Source organism: uncultured Tessaracoccus sp. (assembly GCF_947255005.1).
Lineage (GTDB): Bacteria > Actinomycetota > Actinomycetes > Propionibacteriales > Propionibacteriaceae > Arachnia.
Window position 1 is genome coordinate 26,290 of the sequence record NZ_CAMYFI010000008.1, and the last position, 18,454, is coordinate 44,743.

16 protein-coding genes are annotated in these 18,454 nt (G+C 62.0%); 13 read left to right on the forward strand and 3 right to left on the reverse strand.

Annotated elements, in window-relative coordinates; translation table 11 throughout:
• The first annotated feature begins 37 nt into the window (after positions 1-37).
• Positions 38-460 carry a DUF2871 domain-containing protein gene (locus Q0X61_RS03150; RefSeq protein ID WP_297740265.1) on the forward strand — a complete coding sequence of 141 codons (423 nt, stop codon included), beginning with the start codon at positions 38-40 and terminating at the stop codon, positions 458-460.
• Positions 461-504: 44 nt separating this feature from the next.
• Here the strand turns inward: Q0X61_RS03150 and Q0X61_RS03155 are convergent, their stop codons facing one another.
• Positions 505-981, reverse strand: a complete 477-nt coding sequence (locus Q0X61_RS03155) for a cupin domain-containing protein (RefSeq protein ID WP_297740267.1) — start codon at positions 979-981, stop codon at positions 505-507.
• Between the two features lie 174 nt (positions 982-1,155).
• On the opposite strand from Q0X61_RS03155, the gene Q0X61_RS03160 reads away from it, so the two are divergent.
• From Q0X61_RS03160 to ilvD, 4 genes are all read left to right on the forward strand, one after another.
• The gene (locus tag Q0X61_RS03160; protein WP_297740269.1) at positions 1,156-2,028 is read left to right on the forward strand and encodes a hypothetical protein; all 873 of its coding nucleotides are present in this window, start codon (positions 1,156-1,158) and stop codon (positions 2,026-2,028) included.
• Complete coding sequence (locus Q0X61_RS03165; RefSeq protein ID WP_297740271.1) at positions 2,025-2,336, forward strand: hypothetical protein; 312 nt, start codon at positions 2,025-2,027, stop codon at positions 2,334-2,336. The genes Q0X61_RS03160 and Q0X61_RS03165 overlap by 4 nt, the downstream gene beginning before the upstream one ends.
• Position 2,337: 1 nt before the next feature.
• Positions 2,338-3,504, forward strand: a complete 1,167-nt coding sequence (locus Q0X61_RS03170) for a WXG100 family type VII secretion target (RefSeq protein WP_297740273.1) — start codon at positions 2,338-2,340, stop codon at positions 3,502-3,504.
• 84 nt (positions 3,505-3,588) lie between these two features.
• Complete coding sequence (gene ilvD / locus Q0X61_RS03175) at positions 3,589-5,439, forward strand: dihydroxy-acid dehydratase (RefSeq protein ID WP_297740275.1); 1,851 nt, start codon at positions 3,589-3,591, stop codon at positions 5,437-5,439.
• Here the strand turns inward: ilvD and Q0X61_RS03180 are convergent.
• Positions 5,436-6,563 carry a magnesium and cobalt transport protein CorA gene (locus tag Q0X61_RS03180; protein WP_297740277.1) on the reverse strand — a complete coding sequence of 376 codons (1,128 nt, stop codon included), beginning with the start codon at positions 6,561-6,563 and terminating at the stop codon, positions 5,436-5,438. The two genes, ilvD and Q0X61_RS03180, sit on opposite strands and share 4 nt — an antisense overlap.
• A 133-nt stretch (positions 6,564-6,696) precedes the next feature.
• On the opposite strand from Q0X61_RS03180, the gene Q0X61_RS03185 reads away from it, so the two are divergent.
• The 6 genes from Q0X61_RS03185 to Q0X61_RS03210 all read left to right on the forward strand — a co-directional run bounded on the left by Q0X61_RS03185 (position 6,697) and on the right by Q0X61_RS03210 (position 14,415).
• On the forward strand, positions 6,697-7,602 hold the full coding sequence (locus Q0X61_RS03185) for a T3SS (YopN, CesT) and YbjN peptide-binding chaperone 1 (protein ID WP_297740279.1): 906 nt from the start codon (positions 6,697-6,699) through the stop codon (positions 7,600-7,602).
• 17 nt (positions 7,603-7,619) lie between these two features.
• On the forward strand, positions 7,620-8,027 hold the full coding sequence (locus tag Q0X61_RS03190; RefSeq protein ID WP_297740281.1) for a pyridoxamine 5'-phosphate oxidase family protein: 408 nt from the start codon (positions 7,620-7,622) through the stop codon (positions 8,025-8,027).
• Positions 8,020-8,886 carry a universal stress protein gene (locus tag Q0X61_RS03195; RefSeq protein ID WP_297740283.1) on the forward strand — a complete coding sequence of 289 codons (867 nt, stop codon included), beginning with the start codon at positions 8,020-8,022 and terminating at the stop codon, positions 8,884-8,886. Before Q0X61_RS03190 ends, Q0X61_RS03195 begins: the two co-directional genes overlap by 8 nt.
• A complete protein-coding gene (hrpA, locus tag Q0X61_RS03200) occupies positions 8,862-12,611 on the forward strand; it encodes an ATP-dependent RNA helicase HrpA (RefSeq protein WP_297740285.1) in 3,750 nt (1,249 codons plus the stop codon). The genes Q0X61_RS03195 and hrpA overlap by 25 nt, the downstream gene beginning before the upstream one ends.
• A 51-nt stretch (positions 12,612-12,662) precedes the next feature.
• Positions 12,663-13,481 (forward strand): DUF5642 family protein, encoded by an 819-nt coding sequence (locus Q0X61_RS03205; protein ID WP_297740287.1) that lies wholly within the window; start codon positions 12,663-12,665, stop codon positions 13,479-13,481.
• A gap of 94 nt (positions 13,482-13,575) precedes the next feature.
• Complete coding sequence (locus Q0X61_RS03210) at positions 13,576-14,415, forward strand: acyl-CoA thioesterase II (RefSeq protein ID WP_297740289.1); 840 nt, start codon at positions 13,576-13,578, stop codon at positions 14,413-14,415.
• A gap of 56 nt (positions 14,416-14,471) precedes the next feature.
• On the opposite strand, the gene Q0X61_RS03215 is transcribed toward Q0X61_RS03210, so the two are convergent.
• Positions 14,472-15,398, reverse strand: coding sequence for an RNA polymerase sigma factor RpoD/SigA (locus tag Q0X61_RS03215; protein ID WP_297740291.1), 927 nt, complete (start codon positions 15,396-15,398; stop codon positions 14,472-14,474).
• 210 nt (positions 15,399-15,608) lie between these two features.
• Here Q0X61_RS03215 and Q0X61_RS03220 point away from each other — a divergent pair, with 210 nt between their 5' ends.
• Complete coding sequence (locus tag Q0X61_RS03220; protein ID WP_297740293.1) at positions 15,609-17,156, forward strand: RNA polymerase sigma factor; 1,548 nt, start codon at positions 15,609-15,611, stop codon at positions 17,154-17,156.
• Between the two features lie 107 nt (positions 17,157-17,263).
• On the forward strand, positions 17,264-18,451 hold the full coding sequence (locus Q0X61_RS03225) for an amino acid aminotransferase (RefSeq protein ID WP_297740295.1): 1,188 nt from the start codon (positions 17,264-17,266) through the stop codon (positions 18,449-18,451).
• Positions 18,452-18,454: the final 3 nt, after the last annotated feature.

The following is an 18,454-nucleotide window of genomic DNA, read 5'->3' on the forward strand; positions in this document are numbered from 1 at the left end:
ACTTCAACGACGCAGTCTTGGAAAGGACATCTCGGCCATGAAACGACTGTTCACCGCATCGTGTTGCTATCTGGCGGCTGGTCTTCTCGCAGGTCTCTTCTATCGTGAATTCACCAAGATGAACGACTTTCCGGAGGGGCAGTTCACGCAACTCGGAGTCGCCCACACGCACCTGCTGGCGCTCGGTTTCATGACGTCGCTCATCGTGCTTGCGTTGGAGAAGGTGTTCAGCATCTCGCGGAGCCCGAAACTGTTTTCATGGTTCTTCTGGCTCTACAACGCTGGCGTGGTAATAACTGCCTCAATGTTGATCTGGCACGGCTCCCTCACCGTACTCGGCAAGGAATCGAACGCGATGATCTCCGGTATCGCCGGCCTGGGGCACATCTCGATCACCGCAGGGCTGGTCGTCCTCATGGTTGCGCTTAGTCGCGCACTGCCCGCGCGCGACGCCGCGTAGCCTGATCGCGGTTGCTCGCGACCAGGCTACGCATCGCACATGACCTAGGCGTGCCCGTCGGCAACCTGGGTGCCGGGCTGGACAGTCCACTCCGGGGGCACGTCCTTACCGGACTCTTCGTCCTGCTCAGCCTGTTGCGCAGTCTCCTGCACAATCCCCTGCGCATGGTGTGACGGAGCGTAGACGGCGTACACCTGCATGGGCTCATCGCCGGTGTTGATCACGTCGTGCCACACGCCCGCAGGCACCTGGATCGCCCAGCCATCGCTCACATCCTGCTGGAAATCGAGCTGATCTTCGCTCGGCCCCATCACGCAGCGTCCCTGGCCTGCGTCGAGGCGGAGGAACTGGTCGGTTTCGGGGTGCACTTCGAGGCCGATGGAGGAGCCTGGCTCGATGGACATCAGCGTCACCTGGAGGTACTTGCCGGTCCATGCGGTGGTGCGGTAGTTGCGGTTCTCACGAGTCGCTGTCTCAATATCGAACGCATTGGGTTTCGGGCCGTTGTCTTGAATCTTCATGATTGGTCCTTCCTCTTCTACCTCGAGCATAACTCGCGCCCAATATGGCAAACGCGCCACCATACCTTGGTCTCTGCAGCACACTGTGAAAGCGAGTGAGTGCCTGGGCTCATGTTCGTCGCAAGGGCCCGAAATTCGCACCGAATGAACAGAGGCTCGCATTAGCGTGGTCGCATGGTTTACGAACACTTCGATGCCGACGCCGAAGCAGTCATCAGTGATCTCGTGCGCCGCTCGCAAGCACTGAGCCGGGGAGCCGACACCCAGGGGGGGGCACTCGAGGAAGCTGAAGGCTGGGCGCGCAAAGGGCCAGTGGAAATCACACTCGCTCCAGAAGGAAGCGTAAGGAAGGTCGTCTTTACTCAGGAGCCTGATCAGGTAGGCATCGCCGCGCTCACGAACTTCACTATGCAGGCCATTCACGAGGCGAGTGAGCGAGCCAACCGCGCCACCGCGTCGTCGGTCATCGACGCTGATGTACGCAGCGCAGTGCTCGACTCCGTGCCCGCGGATATTGCAGAACAACGAGGACCCGATGCCGTCGTCGTGGACGGGCCGGAGGAACCCGTCGAACAGGGAACGCTTACCGTCGACGATCTGCCCCCAGACCCAGAGTTCGATCGGCTCCTCGACGAGATTTTCGATGCCGACGATCCCCTCTCCGCGTTGCACGATAAGGCCGCCCAAGGAGAAGTGCCGTCGCTGCCCGAAGTTGGGCCCGGGGAAGATTTGGACGAGGCTATCCGGCGAGATATCGCCGCAACTGCTGAGCGCATCACGCAGGCGGGCGAGCAACTTCGCACGGTGCAGGCAACGGTGCGAAGCGATGAGCTGAGCGCGACAGTTGGAGCATGGGGCAACGTGCTACGCATCGAGTTTTGGACAGGGGCGACACGTCGCACACCGGAGGAGCTCGCCGCCGACGTGTTGCGAACACTGGAAGAAGCCACTGCGCAGGCCGACGCGGAGGTTCGCTCCCTGCTCGCCGGCACCTCCGTAGCCGACTTCGACGTGAGAACTATCACCACGATGGGAGACCAACGATGACGGATTTCAAGGTGAACACCGATGCGTTGCGCAGCGCATCCGACGGCATCGACGCCGTCGCGGATGGCGTCGATGGACTCAAAGGCGGCATCTCACAACCGTCGCCGGTCATGTGCGGAATCCTCGTGTCAAGCATCGTAGGAAATGTGCTCGCCCAGGCGACGTACGCTGCCGCGCAGGGACTGATTTCCGGCATCGCCCAGTCTGATCGTGTCATGGGCACCATGCTGCGAGACACCGCAGAGCTGTACGACCTTTTTGAAGACGACGTTGCACGCGCGTGCAACGAATTCGCCCAGGAGATCTGAGATGACTGAATTTACAGCCCCGTGGGGAGAATCGTTCTTCGGCGAATACACTTCCGTTGCTGAAAAGTGGGGCGATGGGCACCTGTCCGTAGGTGATATCACTGCGCCGGTAGGTGCGGGTCTCGATTTGCTGGGGGCGTTCGTCGATCCCGTGAAGTGGATTGTCGGCAACCTGCTTGATCCCATCTATAACTGGATTATTGCCAACGTGCCGCCCGTGAAGAAAAGCATCGAGCTGGTGTCAGGCAGCCCCGAGGAAGTCCGGGCGCAGGGCGATATGTACAAGCAGGTCTCGCAAGGCATCATTGACCAAACGAATGCGTTGGTTGCCGCCATCAATCCAGCCTTGCAAAGCTGGGAGGGCATGGCGCGGGACGCGTTTCGAACGGCAACGGAGCTCGTGATTCGCACGCAGCAGGGACTGTCCAAGGCATTCGAAGCTATCGCGAACCTGACCTACGCGTTCGGCGTCGTGGTTGCAGCAACGAAAGAGCTCGTCATTGCCGTGTTGAAGGAACTCATGAACGAACTGGTGAGTAAGGGGATCATGGCGGCGCTCGCGGCCGTTCCCTCGCTTGGCACGGCGGTTGCTGCCTACATGTCGTGGGCAGCTGCGAAGGTAGCCCTCGTGTTCGCGAAAGTCTCTCGAATATTCGCCAAGCTGCTCAGCAAGTGCTCGAAACTGGCAGGCAAGGGGAGCAAGCTCAGCAGCAAGCTCGGAGAGTTGAGCAACAAACTCGCGAGCATGAGCGCGAACGCAAGCAAACGGGCGAATCAGGCCAGCCAGCACGCGAAGAGCTGGGACAAGTCGAACGCCACGGGGGCGGAGCATTTCAGCAAAGCACGCGATTACCAAAGGGCCGCGAATAGGGATCACGCGACTGCCCAGGACTTCAACCTCCGACATGCGGATCCGGGTGTAGCTGACAATATCCGTAATCGAGCGGATGAGTACGCCGATAAGGCGACTACGGAATACAAAGCCGCGAATGACCACTATCAGAAAGTCCTCGACGAACACGCCGAAGCGGGATACGGATCACCGGGGCCCGACGGGACGGAGCAGGCAATCAGCGCCGTCGATGAAGCAGAGAAAGAACACCAGGAAGCACTACAAGACGGTCGCTTCGGCAACGTTGATCAGACCGTCGATCCCCTCGTCGACTAGTCCGAATGTGGGCACCGCCCGCTTGAGGAGATGCCTTCCGACTACCCTGGCACACAGCAGGACGTCGTCACATGAGGAGCAACTGTGCATGAACTGAGGTCGAAAACCAGCACGCATGGCCGCAACATGGCAGGGGCTCGCGCGCTTTGGAGGGCGACCGGTGTCGCACCGGAAGACTTCGGTAAGCCCATCGTCGCGGTAGCCAACTCGTTCACCCAGTTCGTGCCTGGCCACGTCCACCTGCGCAACATGGGTCAACTTGTCAGCGACGCGATTGGCGCGGCCGGCGGCATCGGGCGCGAGTTCAACACCATCGCAGTTGACGACGGCATCGCCATGGGGCACGGCGGAATGCTGTACTCGCTTCCCAGCCGGGAGCTCATCGCCGATTCCATCGAGTACATGGTGAACGCGCACTGCGCCGATGCCCTGGTGTGTATTTCCAACTGCGACAAGATCACCCCGGGCATGTTCCTCGCCGCGCTGCGGCTCAACGTCCCGACGGTATTCGTCTCAGGCGGGCCGATGGAATCCGGTAAGGCAGTGGCGAAGGATGACGGGACGGTGACCTCCAACCTCAACCTCATCCATCCGATGTCAGCCGCTGTCAACGAGGCCGTCTCCGACGACGAGCTGGCCCAACTGGAAGCGAACGCGTGCCCAACCTGCGGTTCGTGTTCGGGCATGTTCACCGCGAACTCCATGAACTGCCTGCTCGAGGCCATCGGTCTGGCGCTGCCCGGCAACGGGTCGACCCTCGCCACCCACGCATCCCGAAAGGCCCTCTTCGAGCAGGCCGGCGAGTTGATCGTCGAACTGGCGAAGCGCTACTACGAAGCCGACGACGAGTCGGTGCTGCCGAAGTCAGTGGCAACCAAGGCGGCATTCTCCAATGCGATGAAGCTCGACGTAGCTATGGGCGGCTCGACGAACACCGTGTTGCACCTGCTCGCAGCGGCGCAGGAAGCAGGCGTCGACTTCACCCTCGACGACATCGACGAGATCAGCCGTGAGGTGCCGTGTCTGGCAAAGGTGGCGCCAAACTCCGAGCGCTACCACATGGAAGACGTGCACCGCGCCGGTGGCATCCCCGCGTTGCTGGGCGAACTCAACAGGGCAGGCAAACTCGACCACAGCGTGAAGCCCGTGCATGCCGAGTCGCTTCAGCACTGGCTCGACGACTGGGACATTCGCGGTGGAAAAGCGACGTCGGAGGCCACCCAGCTGTTCCACGCCGCACCCGGGGGAGTGCGCACCACCGAGGCCTTCTCCACCGACAACCGGTGGGAATCACTCGACACCGACGCCAAGGAAGGCTGCATCCGCAGCGTCGAGCACGCCTACACCGCCGACGGCGGTCTCGCGGTGTTGAAGGGCAACCTTTCTCCGGACGGTGCCATCGTGAAGACGGCGGGCGTCCCCGAGGAACAGTGGGAGTTCAGCGGCACCGCCGTCGTCACGGAGAGTGAGCAGGAAGCGGTCGACGCCATCCTCCACGGACGCGTGAAGGAGGGCGACTTCGTCGTCGTGCGATACGAGGGTCCCCGCGGTGGGCCGGGGATGCAAGAGATGCTGTATCCGACGTCGTACCTCAAGGGCGTGGGGCTCGGTCCGAAGTGCGCGCTCATCACTGACGGGCGCTTCTCGGGCGGCTCGTCGGGTCTGTCGATCGGGCACGTGTCACCCGAGGCGGCGGCAGGTGGCGCCATCGGGCTCGTCGAGGACGGAGACCGCATCACCGTCTCAATCCCCAACCGCACTATTCAGCTCGAGGTCGACGACGAGGAGCTCGCGCAGCGTCGACGCAAGGCCGACGCGGCGGGTTGGCGCCCGAAGCACCGGCAACGTCAGGTGTCACGCGCGCTGCGCATCTACGGTGCGCTGGCGCAGTCCGCAGACAAGGGTGCGGCACGGCGCTTCGACGCCTTCGACTAGAGCCACTTCTGAGTCTTGAAAATGACCCACATGACGAAGGCTGCAAGGAACATGACAGCGAAGGATAGTGGGTAGCCCGCCTCCCAGTGCAGCTCAGGCATGTTGTTGAAGTTCATCCCATAGATACCCGTGACAAGGGTGGGGACGAACAGCACGCCAGCCCACGCGCCGATGCGCCGGGTATCTTCGCCCTGCTTCAATGCAGCCTCGCTCATCTTGGCCATCTCCTCATTGCTCACCTGGGCTTGCAGCGCCAGATGGAGGTTCAGCACCCCTACGAGCGCGTCACGCATGGATTCAACACGCTCGTTGACGGCCACGATGTGATCCTCGATATCGCGCAGTTGCTGGCGCATGGAGTCGTCGGCTCGGTAGAACACGCGGTCGTGGCGCAGCGTCGTGATGACGGCCCCGACGGGGCGCACCGCGCGCTGGAAGTCAATGACCTCGCGAGTGAGCTGGTAGATACGTTTCGAGACGCCGCTGTGTCCGGTGAACACCTGAGCGTCGATCTCGTCGATGTCGTTGTCGATCCCGTACACGACGGGCATGTACTGGTCGACGACCACGTCGAGCAGGCGCATCAAGACGATGCTCGGCCCTTGGCTCAGGATGTCCGGGTTTGCCTCGAGCTCCTGGCGTACAGGCTTGAGGTCGGGGGTATCAGCGTGGCGCACGGTGATGACGAAGCGCTCACCCACGAAGGCATGGATTTCGCCGAATTCCACCGATTCGGTTCGATCGACGTAGCGCGCGGCGCGAAGCACCAGAAACAGCGTGTCCTCGTAGCGCTCCAGTTTGGGACGCTGGTGGGCGACGATGGTGTCCTCCACGGCGAGCTCGTTCAGCTCAAACTCCTGGGCGAGGATCTCCATTTCGGGGGCGCCGGGGCGATGAAGACCAATCCAGGCGAAGCTGTCGGGGGTGTCTTGGAGCGCTCGGAAGGCTTCGTCGAAGGTGGTGGGGGTGGCAACGCGTACCCCGTCGACATAGATCCCTGCGTCAACGATGCAGTCGGCCGGGTTTCTCGTAATGTGCTCGGCGTGAACGACGTTCTGTGCCTGCGCCGCAGCATCGTTCTTCCCTCGCCCGAACAACCCCAGAAGGGGTTTGCTTTCAGCCATGCGTCTCACCTCAATTCGCTCATAGTGGCCCGCCTGCGTCTGCTAAGGCGGTTGCGCCTTGCGAATTGTATCGTTGCTCCGCCAGGACACCGTGAGTCGCACTGCTAGGTTGGAGAGGCAGGAAGGTAGCTGAATGATGGAACTCGAGAACTTTGATATCGACGGTGCCACATCAGGCGCATGGGACTCGTTCACGAACAACCTCGGCGAGGTGCTCTCCGTGATGGACGACTCGTCAGACCTCACCATCGCCGTGGCGCGAGGGATCGTCGACGACGACGTGCCAGCCATCCGTTTCTCCGCCGACGGATCGCACATCACCGCTGTGATCCTCCGTGGAATCACCGCTCCAGGGCACCTCGATCCCTCAGAGGAAGAGAAACCGACGCTGCTTCAGCTGGGATGGCAAGAACCAGATGAGCACGATCAGCGCTACCACGCGTCGTGTGACCAGGAAGACACCCTTTCGCTCGCCGCGCTCACTACTAGCACTCTGCAGGAAATCTTCGACGTCATCCACCCCGTCTTCCTCGAGCCAGACCATCTGCAAGAGATTCTTCGCGGTACCGAGAGCTGGCCAGATCAGCCACGCCCGCCATCCGGCCCCGAGGAAGTGGCGATCGTGCCGACGAACAGTGCTGACCTGGACAGGCTCGTCGATGAGCAGCTCCGCCAGATTCTGGGCCACCCGCCTATGCGTGATCCAGACGGGGACGTGGCTATTCGTATGGGCTCCGCCATGATCTTCCTTCGCTCGACTCCTGACGCAGACGAGATCGTCGTGTTCTCGCCACTGGTGCACGACGTGTCCGGACGCTCTCGCGCCTGCGAGGTGCTCAACGATCTCAACGTGGAGCTGCGCTACGGGCGATTCGCGCTGCATAAAGACCGCGTCTACGTCCAAGCTTCCGTTCTGGCTAGGCCATTTGTGCCGGCGCATCTGCGGCAGGTACTGGGCGTCATCAGCCAGGTCGCGGATTGGATCGACGACGACCTTGCCGACAAGCTGGGGGGACGCACAACCTTCCCCAGCGCGTAACCGTTAAGGTGGACGCTATGGACTCAGACGGCGCGTACTTTTCTGAGATCTCCGAGACCGACTGCAGAGCGCTTCTCGAAGAGATCGAATATGGGCGCATCGCGTGGCACAGCAGCGATGGAATCACTATCATGCCGGTGAATTTCCGGCTGGCAGACGGCCACGTGGTGTTCCACACCAGCCCCACATCGTCACTGTCTACACTGGCTGAAGGCGTCGACGTGGCCTTTCAGATCGACTACATCGATGAGGAAGTGGCGAACGGGTGGAGCGTGCTCCTGCGCGGCACCACAGGGCCCGCCCCTCGCGATGCCGTGCCTTCCAGTTGGCTTGCCGACGGGCGCACACTCGGCATCATGATCACCGAACAAGGCCTGTCAGGACGCGCCCTATCCGGAAACAAGATCGGAGACCACCATGAGTGAACATGACCTGATCGTCGTCGGTGTCGATGGCAGTGACGACGCTCTCCGCGCCGTTCGATACGGCGCTGGCATCGCGCTGCTCACCGGAGCAGAACTTCTGCTCGCCAACGCCGTCGACGACACGCTCATGGCAGGCGCCTGGGGCGTGGTGTACGACCCGGAGGTGCTGCACGAAGCGGGTATTACGGCTAACAACGTAGCCAGACAGCGTGCCATCGAGGTGGGCCTGCCAGAAGAGCGTGTTCGTACGGAAGTCATTATGGGGTCCCCAGGCGGCGTGCTGACGCGTTTGTCCGAAGTCGCTTCGCTCCTCGTGCTTGGGCGTCGCGCCGCATCCGGGCTGGAACGCATGTTCGTTGGCTCCACCTCGGTTGCCGTTGTCACCAGCGCGGCGTGCCCCGTCGTCGTGATTTCCTCTGCGGCCAACCCCGACGAAGTGGGAGATAAGAAGACCATTGGCGTCGCTGTGAACACCAACCCGGGCTCGAAATCCACGCTCGAGGCAGGGTTCCAGCAGGCGCTGCTGCACAAGTCCAAGCTGGAGATTGTGCACGTCATCCAGCCGCCCGTCGGTATTTTCGGGCCTAAGTTGTCGCCTGAAGACCTGGATCAACAAATAGTGTTCGCCAAGGGTGGCCTCGAAGCCCTCACCGCACCGCTCGCCGAGCAGTACCCCGATGTTGATTTCGAGATCATCGTCGTGGCGGATAGCCCCATCAACGAACTCGTTTCGCGCTCCAGCAACTATGACCTCCTCGTGCTCGGCATCACCGATTCGTCCATTCCGGGTGTGCAGGTAGGCGGGCTGATGCGTGGGCTGCTGGCTCACGCGCTGTGTCCGCTGTACGTGGCGGCGTGACGACGCTCACCGTCGCGCCCGACCTTCCCATCGCCGCCGAGGCGGAGCACATTGCACAGCTCATCCGGGAACACCAGGTGGTTGTGGTCGCGGGTGAGACAGGTTCGGGTAAAACCACCCAGCTGCCAAAGATTTGTCTACTCGCCGGGCGCAAACGCATCGCCCACACCCAGCCCCGACGCCTCGCTGCGCGCACGGTAGCGCAACGCATCGCCCAGGAGTGCGACGAGGAGCTCGGCGATTTTGTTGGCTATCAGGTTCGTTTCACGAATAAGGCCAGCAAAGCCACGCGCATCAAGCTCATGACCGATGGTATCTTGCTGAACGAACTCACCCATGACAAGCAGCTTCGTCGTTACGACACCATCATCATCGACGAGGCCCATGAGCGCAGCCTCAACATCGACTTCCTCCTCGGATACTTGAAACAACTCCTGCCGAAACGCCCTGGGTTGCGGGTCATCGTCACCTCCGCCACGATCGATACCGCCCGATTCGCGGAACACTTCGGCGGTGCCCCCGTCGTGGAGGTATCTGGCCGAACGTACCCCGTCGAGGTGCGATACCGAGAGCCCCTCGAGGGTGAGGACGAGATCGATCAGGTAGCGGCAGCTGTGGGAGACCTAATCCGCGAATCGTCGACGGGTGATGTGCTGGTGTTCTTAAGCGGCGAGCGGGAAATCCGCGATGCGCAGGAAGCCGTCGATGGGCTCAGGTTTCCCGGTGTGGAGACGGTGCCGTTGTTCGGCAGGCTCTCGGCAGGTGACCAGTCTCGGGCGTTTCAGCCCTCTTCGCTGCGGCGGATCGTGTTGGCGACGAACGTGGCTGAGACGTCGGTGACCGTCCCAGGCATTCGGTACGTGGTTGACGCGGGTACCGCGCGTATCTCGCGCTACTCGACGCGCACCAAGGTGCAGCGCCTTCCCATCGAGCCCATCAGCCAGGCCTCGGCCAACCAACGTGCCGGTAGGTGCGGACGTATCGGGCCGGGAGTGGCGGTGCGCCTGTACTCCGAGGAAGATTTCCTCTCCAGACCCGAGTTCTCGGATCCGGAGATACTGCGCACGAACCTCGCCACCGTCATCCTCCTCATGGCCCAAGCCGGGCTGGGTGACATCCAGCGCTTCCCATTCATCGAAGCGCCAGTGACAAGCCAAATCAACGACGGCATCCGCGTCCTCGAAGAACTCGGGGCGATCAAGGAGCGTGAACGAGGCGGACCGGTGCGTCTGACCAAGGTCGGGCGCCAACTGGCGCGCATGCCCGTGGATCCCCGTCTTGGGCGCATGATTATTGAGGGCGCCCGACTAGGGTGTCTCCGGCAAGTGTTGGTGCTCGTCGCAGGCCTCACCATCCCTGACATCCGAGAACGCCCCCTAGAACATCAGCAGAAGGCAGACGAACTCCACCGCCGCTTCTGGAATAGTGGGGAGGAACTGGGCAAGAAGGCGCCGGAAGGTGGCGACTTCGAGGTGCTGCTCAACGTGTGGGGCTACTTGCGAATGAGGCGCCGGGCGCTCTCTGGAAACCAGTTCCGACGGCTCTGTCGCGACGAGTTCCTCCACTTCGTGCGCTTCCGCGAGTGGGAAGAGCTTGTGAGCCAGCTTAAGGAAGTGACGAGAGACCTCGGGCTTCCCGCTGACGCAGAAGGGGCGATGCCGGAGGTACTGAAGGCGCTCCTTACGGGGTTGTTGTCCAACATCGGGCTCGCAGAACCGGAGAAATCCAAGCCGGAGCGCGGCAAACGTCGCCCACTTCAGGAGTATTTGGGCGCACGAGGCACGCACTTCGCGATCCAACCGGGATCATGCCTCGCCAAGGCGACGCCGCCGCTCGTGGTCGCCTTCGAGCTGGTGGAAACCAGCAGGTTGTGGGGGCGCACCGTCGCCGCGGTGAACGCCGAGTGGGTGGAACAGATCGCAGGCCCACTCGTGACCAAGACGCTCTCAGAGCCTCGCTTCGCGCAGCGCACCGCGACGGTGGTGGCTAGTGAGCGTGTCACGCTGTTCGGGGTGCCGCTGATTGCCGGACGCACCACGAACTACGCGCGAAACCACCCCGTGGAGGCGCGCGATATTTTCATCCGCAGCGCATTGGTGGAGGGCTCCTGGCAGACACGCAACCCCTTGGTGAGCACCAACAAGAAGGCCCTCCAGCGCGGAGCACAGCTTACCGACCGGATGCGCCGTCCCGACCTGCTCATCTCCGATGACGCGCTGTACGCCTTCTACGACCGCAGTCTCCCCGAGCACGTGTTCTCCGGCTCCACGCTAGACAAATGGTTGCGTTCGACGCCGAAGGAGCAGTGGCCAACACTGCGTGTGGAAGATTGCATCTCCGACGACGCAAAGCTCAAGCCCTCCGATTTCCCCGAGCAATTCACCGTGGGGCCGACGAAACTCCCGGTACGGTATGTCTTCCAGCCCGGACGCCGTGACGACGGAGCCACCATCACCATCCGCATGGAGCAGCTCGCTGGGCTCACCCCAGAGCCGTTTTCCTGGCTCGTGCCGGGGCTGCGCCAGGAGCTCGCAACGGAACTGATCCGCTCCCTGCCCAAGCAGACCCGCACGAGTTTCGTACCCGCCCCGGACTTCGCCCGGCGCGCCCTTGAATTGCTGGAACAGCGTAAGGAACTGGGGCAGGGGAGTATTACCCAAACCCTCGGGCGCGCGCTCACCACGCTCACGGGAGTCCCTATCGATGCCGATGCGTGGCGCGTGGATTCTATTCCCAGCCACCTCAAGCCGACGTTCATCGTCACCGACGACGGTAAAGAGATTGCTCGTGGCGACGACCTCGAACAGTTGCAGACGAAGCTCTCCCAGCAGGTGGCGAAGAAACTCACGAAGGTGGCCGACGATATCGCCCAGTCGGGGGCGACGTCGTGGGCGTTCCCCCCGATCCCCACGACCACGAGTCTGGGGAAAGGTGTGGTGGGGTACCCGTCGCTCGCCGATGAAGGCACAACGGTGGGGGTTACCGTCGCGGAAACGAAGCAGAAAGCCGAGCGGGCGCACGTGCATGGACTGCGTCGGCTCCTCACCCTCGTGAACCCCAATCCCACGAAGTGGGTTGTGGCGCATCTCACAAAGACGGAGAAGCTGGCACTGGCGGACTCTCCCTACCGAAGCGTGCCCGATCTGCTCGCTGACGCTTGGCTGAAAGCGAGCGAACAGCTTGCCGAGGCGCACGGCCCGGCCCTTAATGTGCGTGACCGCGAGACGTTCGAACGGGTGGCGGAGCTGGTGCGCCAAGGGCAAGCTGAGCGTACCCAGCAGGTGGTGTCTATCGCTGCGGAGGCACTCGCCGCAGCTGCCAGAACCCGACTCGCGCTGGGATCGTTTCCTGACGATCATCCCGTGCGTGTCGACGTCACCACTCAGCTTGACAACCTGCTGTTCACCAACTTCTTGTCGTTCACGCCCGACCCGTGGCTAAGCCATCTACCGCGCTACTGCGAGGCAGCGGCAGCGCGTGTGCAGGCGGCGCAGGCGAACCCAGGTCGCGACGCGCGTGAGGCGCTGCAGGTAGAGGAGCTCGAGGAAGAGTACGCAATGCTCACCGACGCGGAACCGCCCGGCCCACTGCGGCCTAAGGTAGAGGAGATTGCGTTCTTGCTGGAGGAGTTCAGAGTGAGCGTGTTCGCCCAGCAGCTGCGCACGTCGGTGCCGGTATCGGCGAAGAGAATCAGAAAGGCCATGCACGCGGCTCGTCTCAAGTGATCCCGGTCTGCCGTTACCCTAAGTAGAACATTTCGTTTGGAAGGACCTGAGATGAAACTGAAGCTCGTTGGAGCAACTCTTGTTGCCCTTGCACTGAGCCTCACTGGGTGTGGGAAGGATGGCGGCGGGGAGCCGGTGCCCTCAGAGCCGGCGGCATCTGCTACTGAGCAGTCAACATCCGACAATCCGGTGGAGCCGGCAACACCGTCCGAGCAACCATCGAAAGACACTCCTGGGGGTGAGGAGACTCCGGGCAACGAGGAAACGCCTGGTGGGGGCACCGGCGCGAAGCCAGCCGAGTTGGACGACAGGGGCCGTGCAGTTATTGAAGACTTCATGGCGAAACATAAGAATGCGGAAACAATCCCTCCGGAGATGTTCAATGTGGAAGAAGGTCGGAAGGCGCTCAGCGAGATGGAGGTGAAGCCTGCCGAGTGCAACGCTATGATGGGTGCTCAGTTTAATCCGGAACTGCTGAATAGCGCTGCGTGGGGTGGGGCCACGACCGTGGATCCGGCTTCGGGCGGTCACATCAGCCTGGCCGTTGCTCAGCTTGCTGAGGAAGCCCGACCCCTCGTCGAGAATGTGCGTGCCATGTCAGAGAAGTGCCCACAGTTCACCATGGGCGAAGGTGAACAGAAGGTCACGGCCACCGTCAAGTTGTATGATGCGCCGTCTGTGCAAGGTGCTGATGCTGCGCACATCATTGAGAACACTGTAGAGATCGGAGGGCAGAAGCAGATGTTGTACATCGGCTATGTCGCGCGGGGCAATATGTTGGTCAACGTCATTGTCCCGGCCAAGGAAAGCTCCGCAAGCCCCAGCAGCGCTGAAAAGCTGCTCGCAGAGGCAGTGGCCGCCGCGCAGTAGTATCCCGCGTAGCTACTTCCCTCACAACCCCGCACGCAGGTTCGTTGTGTGCGGGGTTGTACTGTTCCTGTGTTAGAAGTGCCATGATGGGGGAGTGCCAAAAGATGTTGCAGGACTATTAGCGCTGTTCGAGATTCACCAGCTCGATGAGGACGTGTGGGAAGGTCCCCAGCCGGACACCTACTTCCAGCGACTCTTTGGCGGTCAGGTGCTCGCGCAGACCCTCGTCGCCGCTGCACAGTCCGTCTCCCCAGAGCGGGTGGTGCATTCGCTCAACGCTTACTTCTTGCGCGGTGGCTCCCCCGATTCGCCACTGCGGTTCGAGGTGGAGCGCCTTCGCGACGGCGGAACCTTCAGCACCCGCCGGGTCGTGACGAAGCAGGACGGGCGGATGATTTTCCAGCTGAACGCATCCTTCCACGAATCTGAGGCCGGCCTCGAGCACAGCGCTCAACAGCCGCGGGATAACGTGTTACCCCCAAACGAGGCCCCAGCGCTCAGAACTGTGCTTGAGGAGCAATTCGGTTCGCATGCAGAGATGCTGTCGGAATGGGATGCTCTGGACGTGCGCTTGGCCACGTTGCCACAGGAAAATTACTTGGGAGCCACGATGCGGGCGTGGGTGCGCACCAAGTCAGAGATGCCCCCAGACCCGCTGCTGAACAACGCAGTGCTCGCGTATCTTTCGGACATCACCCTGCTCAGCACCACACTGATACCGCACAAGGTGCAGATCACGTCGCCCAATCTGCAAGCTGCGTCGATCGACCACAGCATGTGGTTTCACCGCCCGGTGCGCACCGATGAGTGGATCTTGTACGACATGATCTCGCCCTCTGCAGCCGGCGCTCGTGGCTTCTGCCGTGGCCGGCTCTATCAAAATGGCGTCACCGTCGCCTCATGCGGGCAAGAAGGACTCATCCGGGTTCGCTGAGGTACAGCACACCGCCTGGAGCTGTGGGAAGTTCCAGGCGGTGTTTTGCGTTGTAGTTAGGCGGCCAGCCCGACGCGCTCGCGCATTTTCGCGAGTGCAAGTCGTTCGATCTGGCGGACGCGCTCAGCCGTGATGCCCCAGTGGGAACCAATGTCGGCGAGCTTTGCCTGCCTGCCATCGAGTAGACCGTAGCGCCGACGGACGACGTCTTGCGAACGCTCGTCGAGGCCGTCGAGCATTTCCTCAATGCGGGCGCGGTCTTCGACGTCGAGTACCACCTCGTCTGGGCCTGGGGCGACGTCGCGGGCGATCAAGTCGCCGAGCGAGGTGTCGCCGTCGGTATCGACGGGGGCGTCGAGCGAGACGTGCTCACGCGACCAGCGAACCAGATCGACGACGCGCGCTTCCTCGAGGCCGAGCTCGTCGGCAATCTCGTCGATCTCCGGTTCGCGACCGAGCTGGCGCTCAAGCGTGCGGCGCACAGCCGAAACCTGGTTGACTTGTTCGGCGACGTGCACTGGTAGGCGCACGATCCGGGCCTGCTGTGCAACTCCACGGGAAATGGCTTGGCGGACCCACCACGTCGCGTAGGTGGAGAACTTGAAACCCTTGGTGTAGTCGAATTTCTCGACAGCCCGGATGAGGCCGGTGTTGCCTTCCTGAATGAGGTCAAGCAGCGGCATCTGCGCACGCCCGTACTTGCGGGCGATGGAAACGACTAGGCGCAGGTTGGATTTCACGAAGCGGCGCAGCGCGGCTTCGCCATCCTCCGCGATGTCGCGAAGCTCTTCGTCGGTGGCGTCAGACGGGTTTTCGACTTCGCCTTCGAGGATCTTGCTGGCGAACATGCCTGCTTCGATCTGCTTGGAGAGTTCAACCTCTTCCACCGCGCTGAGCAGCGGCGTCTTAGCGATCTCATCCAGGTACTGACCGATGGTGTCTTTGCCGTCAATACCTTCGGCTTGGCGTCGTGCGGTGCTCAATGTGACTCCTTTCGCAGCCGTCTACAGGTAACAACGCTCCCGGCGGCGTAGAAGTTCCCGATTGGACCGAAGATTGTTGGGTGCGTGTAAAGATGGGTGTGTAACGCTGTCGCGCAGCCCGTTTGCAAGAGCTTGTCAACCGTGCAAGTATGGACGGCGCGTCCCTTGACTACACCGGCGCGTGGCGTGCCCAATTATCGGAGGAAGAACGTGGCAGATACCCGCAAGAACCCGAGCAACTCGGCTGCGGAGGCTGGCGACGCCCCTGACAAGAAGGCCACCGCGCAGTCAACCCGCGCCAAGAAATCGTCGACTACCAGACGTGGCAGCACCGCCACGAAGAAGGCCACCACGGCTGCGACGAAGTCGAGCACCGCCGCGAAGAAGTCGAGCACCGCGTCGAAGAGAACCACGGCAGCTGCCAAGAAGGCGAGCACCGCCACGAAGCCCGCGGCCAAAAAGACAAGCACCGCAGCGAATTCAACGAAACCCAAGGCTGAGGCGGCTGCTACGAAATCTGCGTCGAAGACCACCGCGAAGCCGGCGGCCAAGAAGACGACAACGCGTCGTGTCAAGAGCACCAAGAAGGCTTCCGGAGAGGTGACGGAACCGACCGTCGCGCAGGTGGCGGCCGGGGAAGTGCACATCTCCAAGGCTGACAAGGATGGCGACCACATCGTAATGACGGTCGGCGGCAAGCGTCGCTCGCTCGACGATGTCGACGAGTCCACGTTTAATGAACAGGAAGAAGCCAAGGACGAGAAGGAACTCGTCGAAGAGGAAGGCTTCGCGCTCTCCGACTCCGATGATGCTGATGAGCCGGAGCAGCAGGTCGTCTCTGCGGGCGCAACGGCTGACCCCGTGAAGGACTACCTGAAGCAGATCGGTAAAGTCGCGCTGCTCAACGCCGTCGAAGAGGTGGAGCTCGCCAAGCGCATCGAGGCAGGCCTGTTCGCTGAGGAAGCACTCGGCGACGAAGACAACCCGGTGAAGGCCGATGACGTCGAGGATTACATCTGGATCCAGGAAGACGGGCGCAACGCGAAGAATCACCTTCTCGAGGCCAACTTGCGTCTCGTGGTTTCGCTGGCGAAACGTTACACCGGGCGCGGGATGCTGTTCCTTGACCTGATTCAGGAAGGCAACCTCGGCCTCATCCGCGCTGTCGAGAAATTCGACTACACTAAGGGTTACAAGTTCTCCACCTACGCGACGTGGTGGATTAAGCAGGCCATCACCCGTGCGATGGCGGACCAGGCGCGAACGATCCGCATCCCCGTGCACATGGTGGAAGTAATCAACAAGCTCGCTCGTGTGCAGCGCCAGATGCTCCAAGATCTTGGCCGCGAGCCCACTCCGGAGGAGCTTGCCGAAGAGCTCGACATGACCCCCGAGAAGGTCGTCGAGGTGCAGAAGTATGGCCGTGAACCCATCTCCTTGCACACCCCGCTCGGTGAGGACGGCGACTCCGAGTTCGGCGATCTCATCGAAGATTCTGAGGCGGTCGTTCCAGCCGATGCCGTCAACTTCACGCTCCTGCAAGAGCAGCTCAACGAGGTGCTCGACACGCTCTCTGAGCGCGAAGCTGGCGTCGTGAGCATGCGCTTCGGGCTCACTGACGGACAGCCGAAGACGCTCGACGAGATCGGCAAGGTCTACGGCGTCACGCGCGAACGTATTCGCCAGATCGAGTCGAAGACCATGAGCAAACTGCGCCATCCGTCGCGCTCCCAGGTGCTTCGCGACTACCTCGACTGAGCGTCGCTCATGGCGTAACTCTCCGCGCTAGGTCGTGAACAACCACCCGTGAGCGCAACCGATGCGCGCTAATGTGGCGGTGAAACGCAACTCACGGAAGGCTGCCCATGTCATTGTTTGAGCGCGCCGAGCAGGCCCCCGCAGACCCCATCTTGGGCCTCACCGAGGCATTTCAGAACGATCAGCGGTCAGACAAGGTGAATCTGGGGGTGGGCGTCTACCTTGATGAGAGCGGCACCATCCCGCTCATGGGTGCGATCAAGCAGGCGCAAGAGCAGTACATCGCCGCGCAGAAACCCCACGGCTACCTGCCCATCGATGGTTTACCGGCCTACCGGGAGCGGACTCGTGCGTTGATTTTCGGTGACGATGCTGACATCGACCACGTGACCACCGTTCAGAGTCTGAGCGGCACCGGCGCGCTGCGCATCGGTGGCGAACTGCTGAAACAGCTCTCGCCCGACAGCCGGCTGCTGCTGTCGAATCCCAGCTGGGAGAACCACCGGGCATTGTTCACGCAGGTGGGCTTCGACGTCGACACCTACACCTACTATGACGCGGACGCGCGCGGCATCAACTTCGCAGGCATGCTGGATGACCTCCAGCAAGCGGAGGCGGGCACCGTCGTGGTGTTGCACGCCTGCTGCCACAACCCCACCGGCTACGACCTCACGGACGCGCAGTGGGATCAGGTGGTGCAAGTGATTGGTGAGCGGGAGCTGGTCGCGTTCGTCGACATGGCGTACCAGGGATTTGGCGACGGGCCGGATGCCGATACCGCACTCGTCGCGAAACTCATGCACGCCAAGCTGCCGTTCCTGCTGGCCTCGTCCTACTCCAAGAACTTCGGCCTCTACGGGCAGCGCACCGGCGCACTCCATGTGGCTACCAGTAATGCCGATGAGGCGACGCGCGTGCTATCGCAGCTCAAGTTGCTCATCCGTAAGAGCTACTCCAACCCGCCGGCCTTCGGCGCCAACGTCGTTGCAACCGTGTTGGGCGAGGCTGATCTGCGCGCATCATGGGAGACCGAGCTGCAGCACATGCGCGAACGCATCGCATCCCTGCGCAGCAAGCTCGTGGAGCACCTCGCAGCGCAAGGCGTGGACGACATGGGCTTCATCGCGGAGCAGCGGGGCATGTTCAGCTACTGCGGTCTCACACGCGACCAGATGCAGCGACTACGCGCCGAGCACGGCGTATATGGCACCGACGCTGGGCGTCTGTGCGTCGCAGCACTCAACGACGGCAATATCGAGAAGGTAGCGAGCGCAATCGCCAACGTTCGTGGCTAGCTG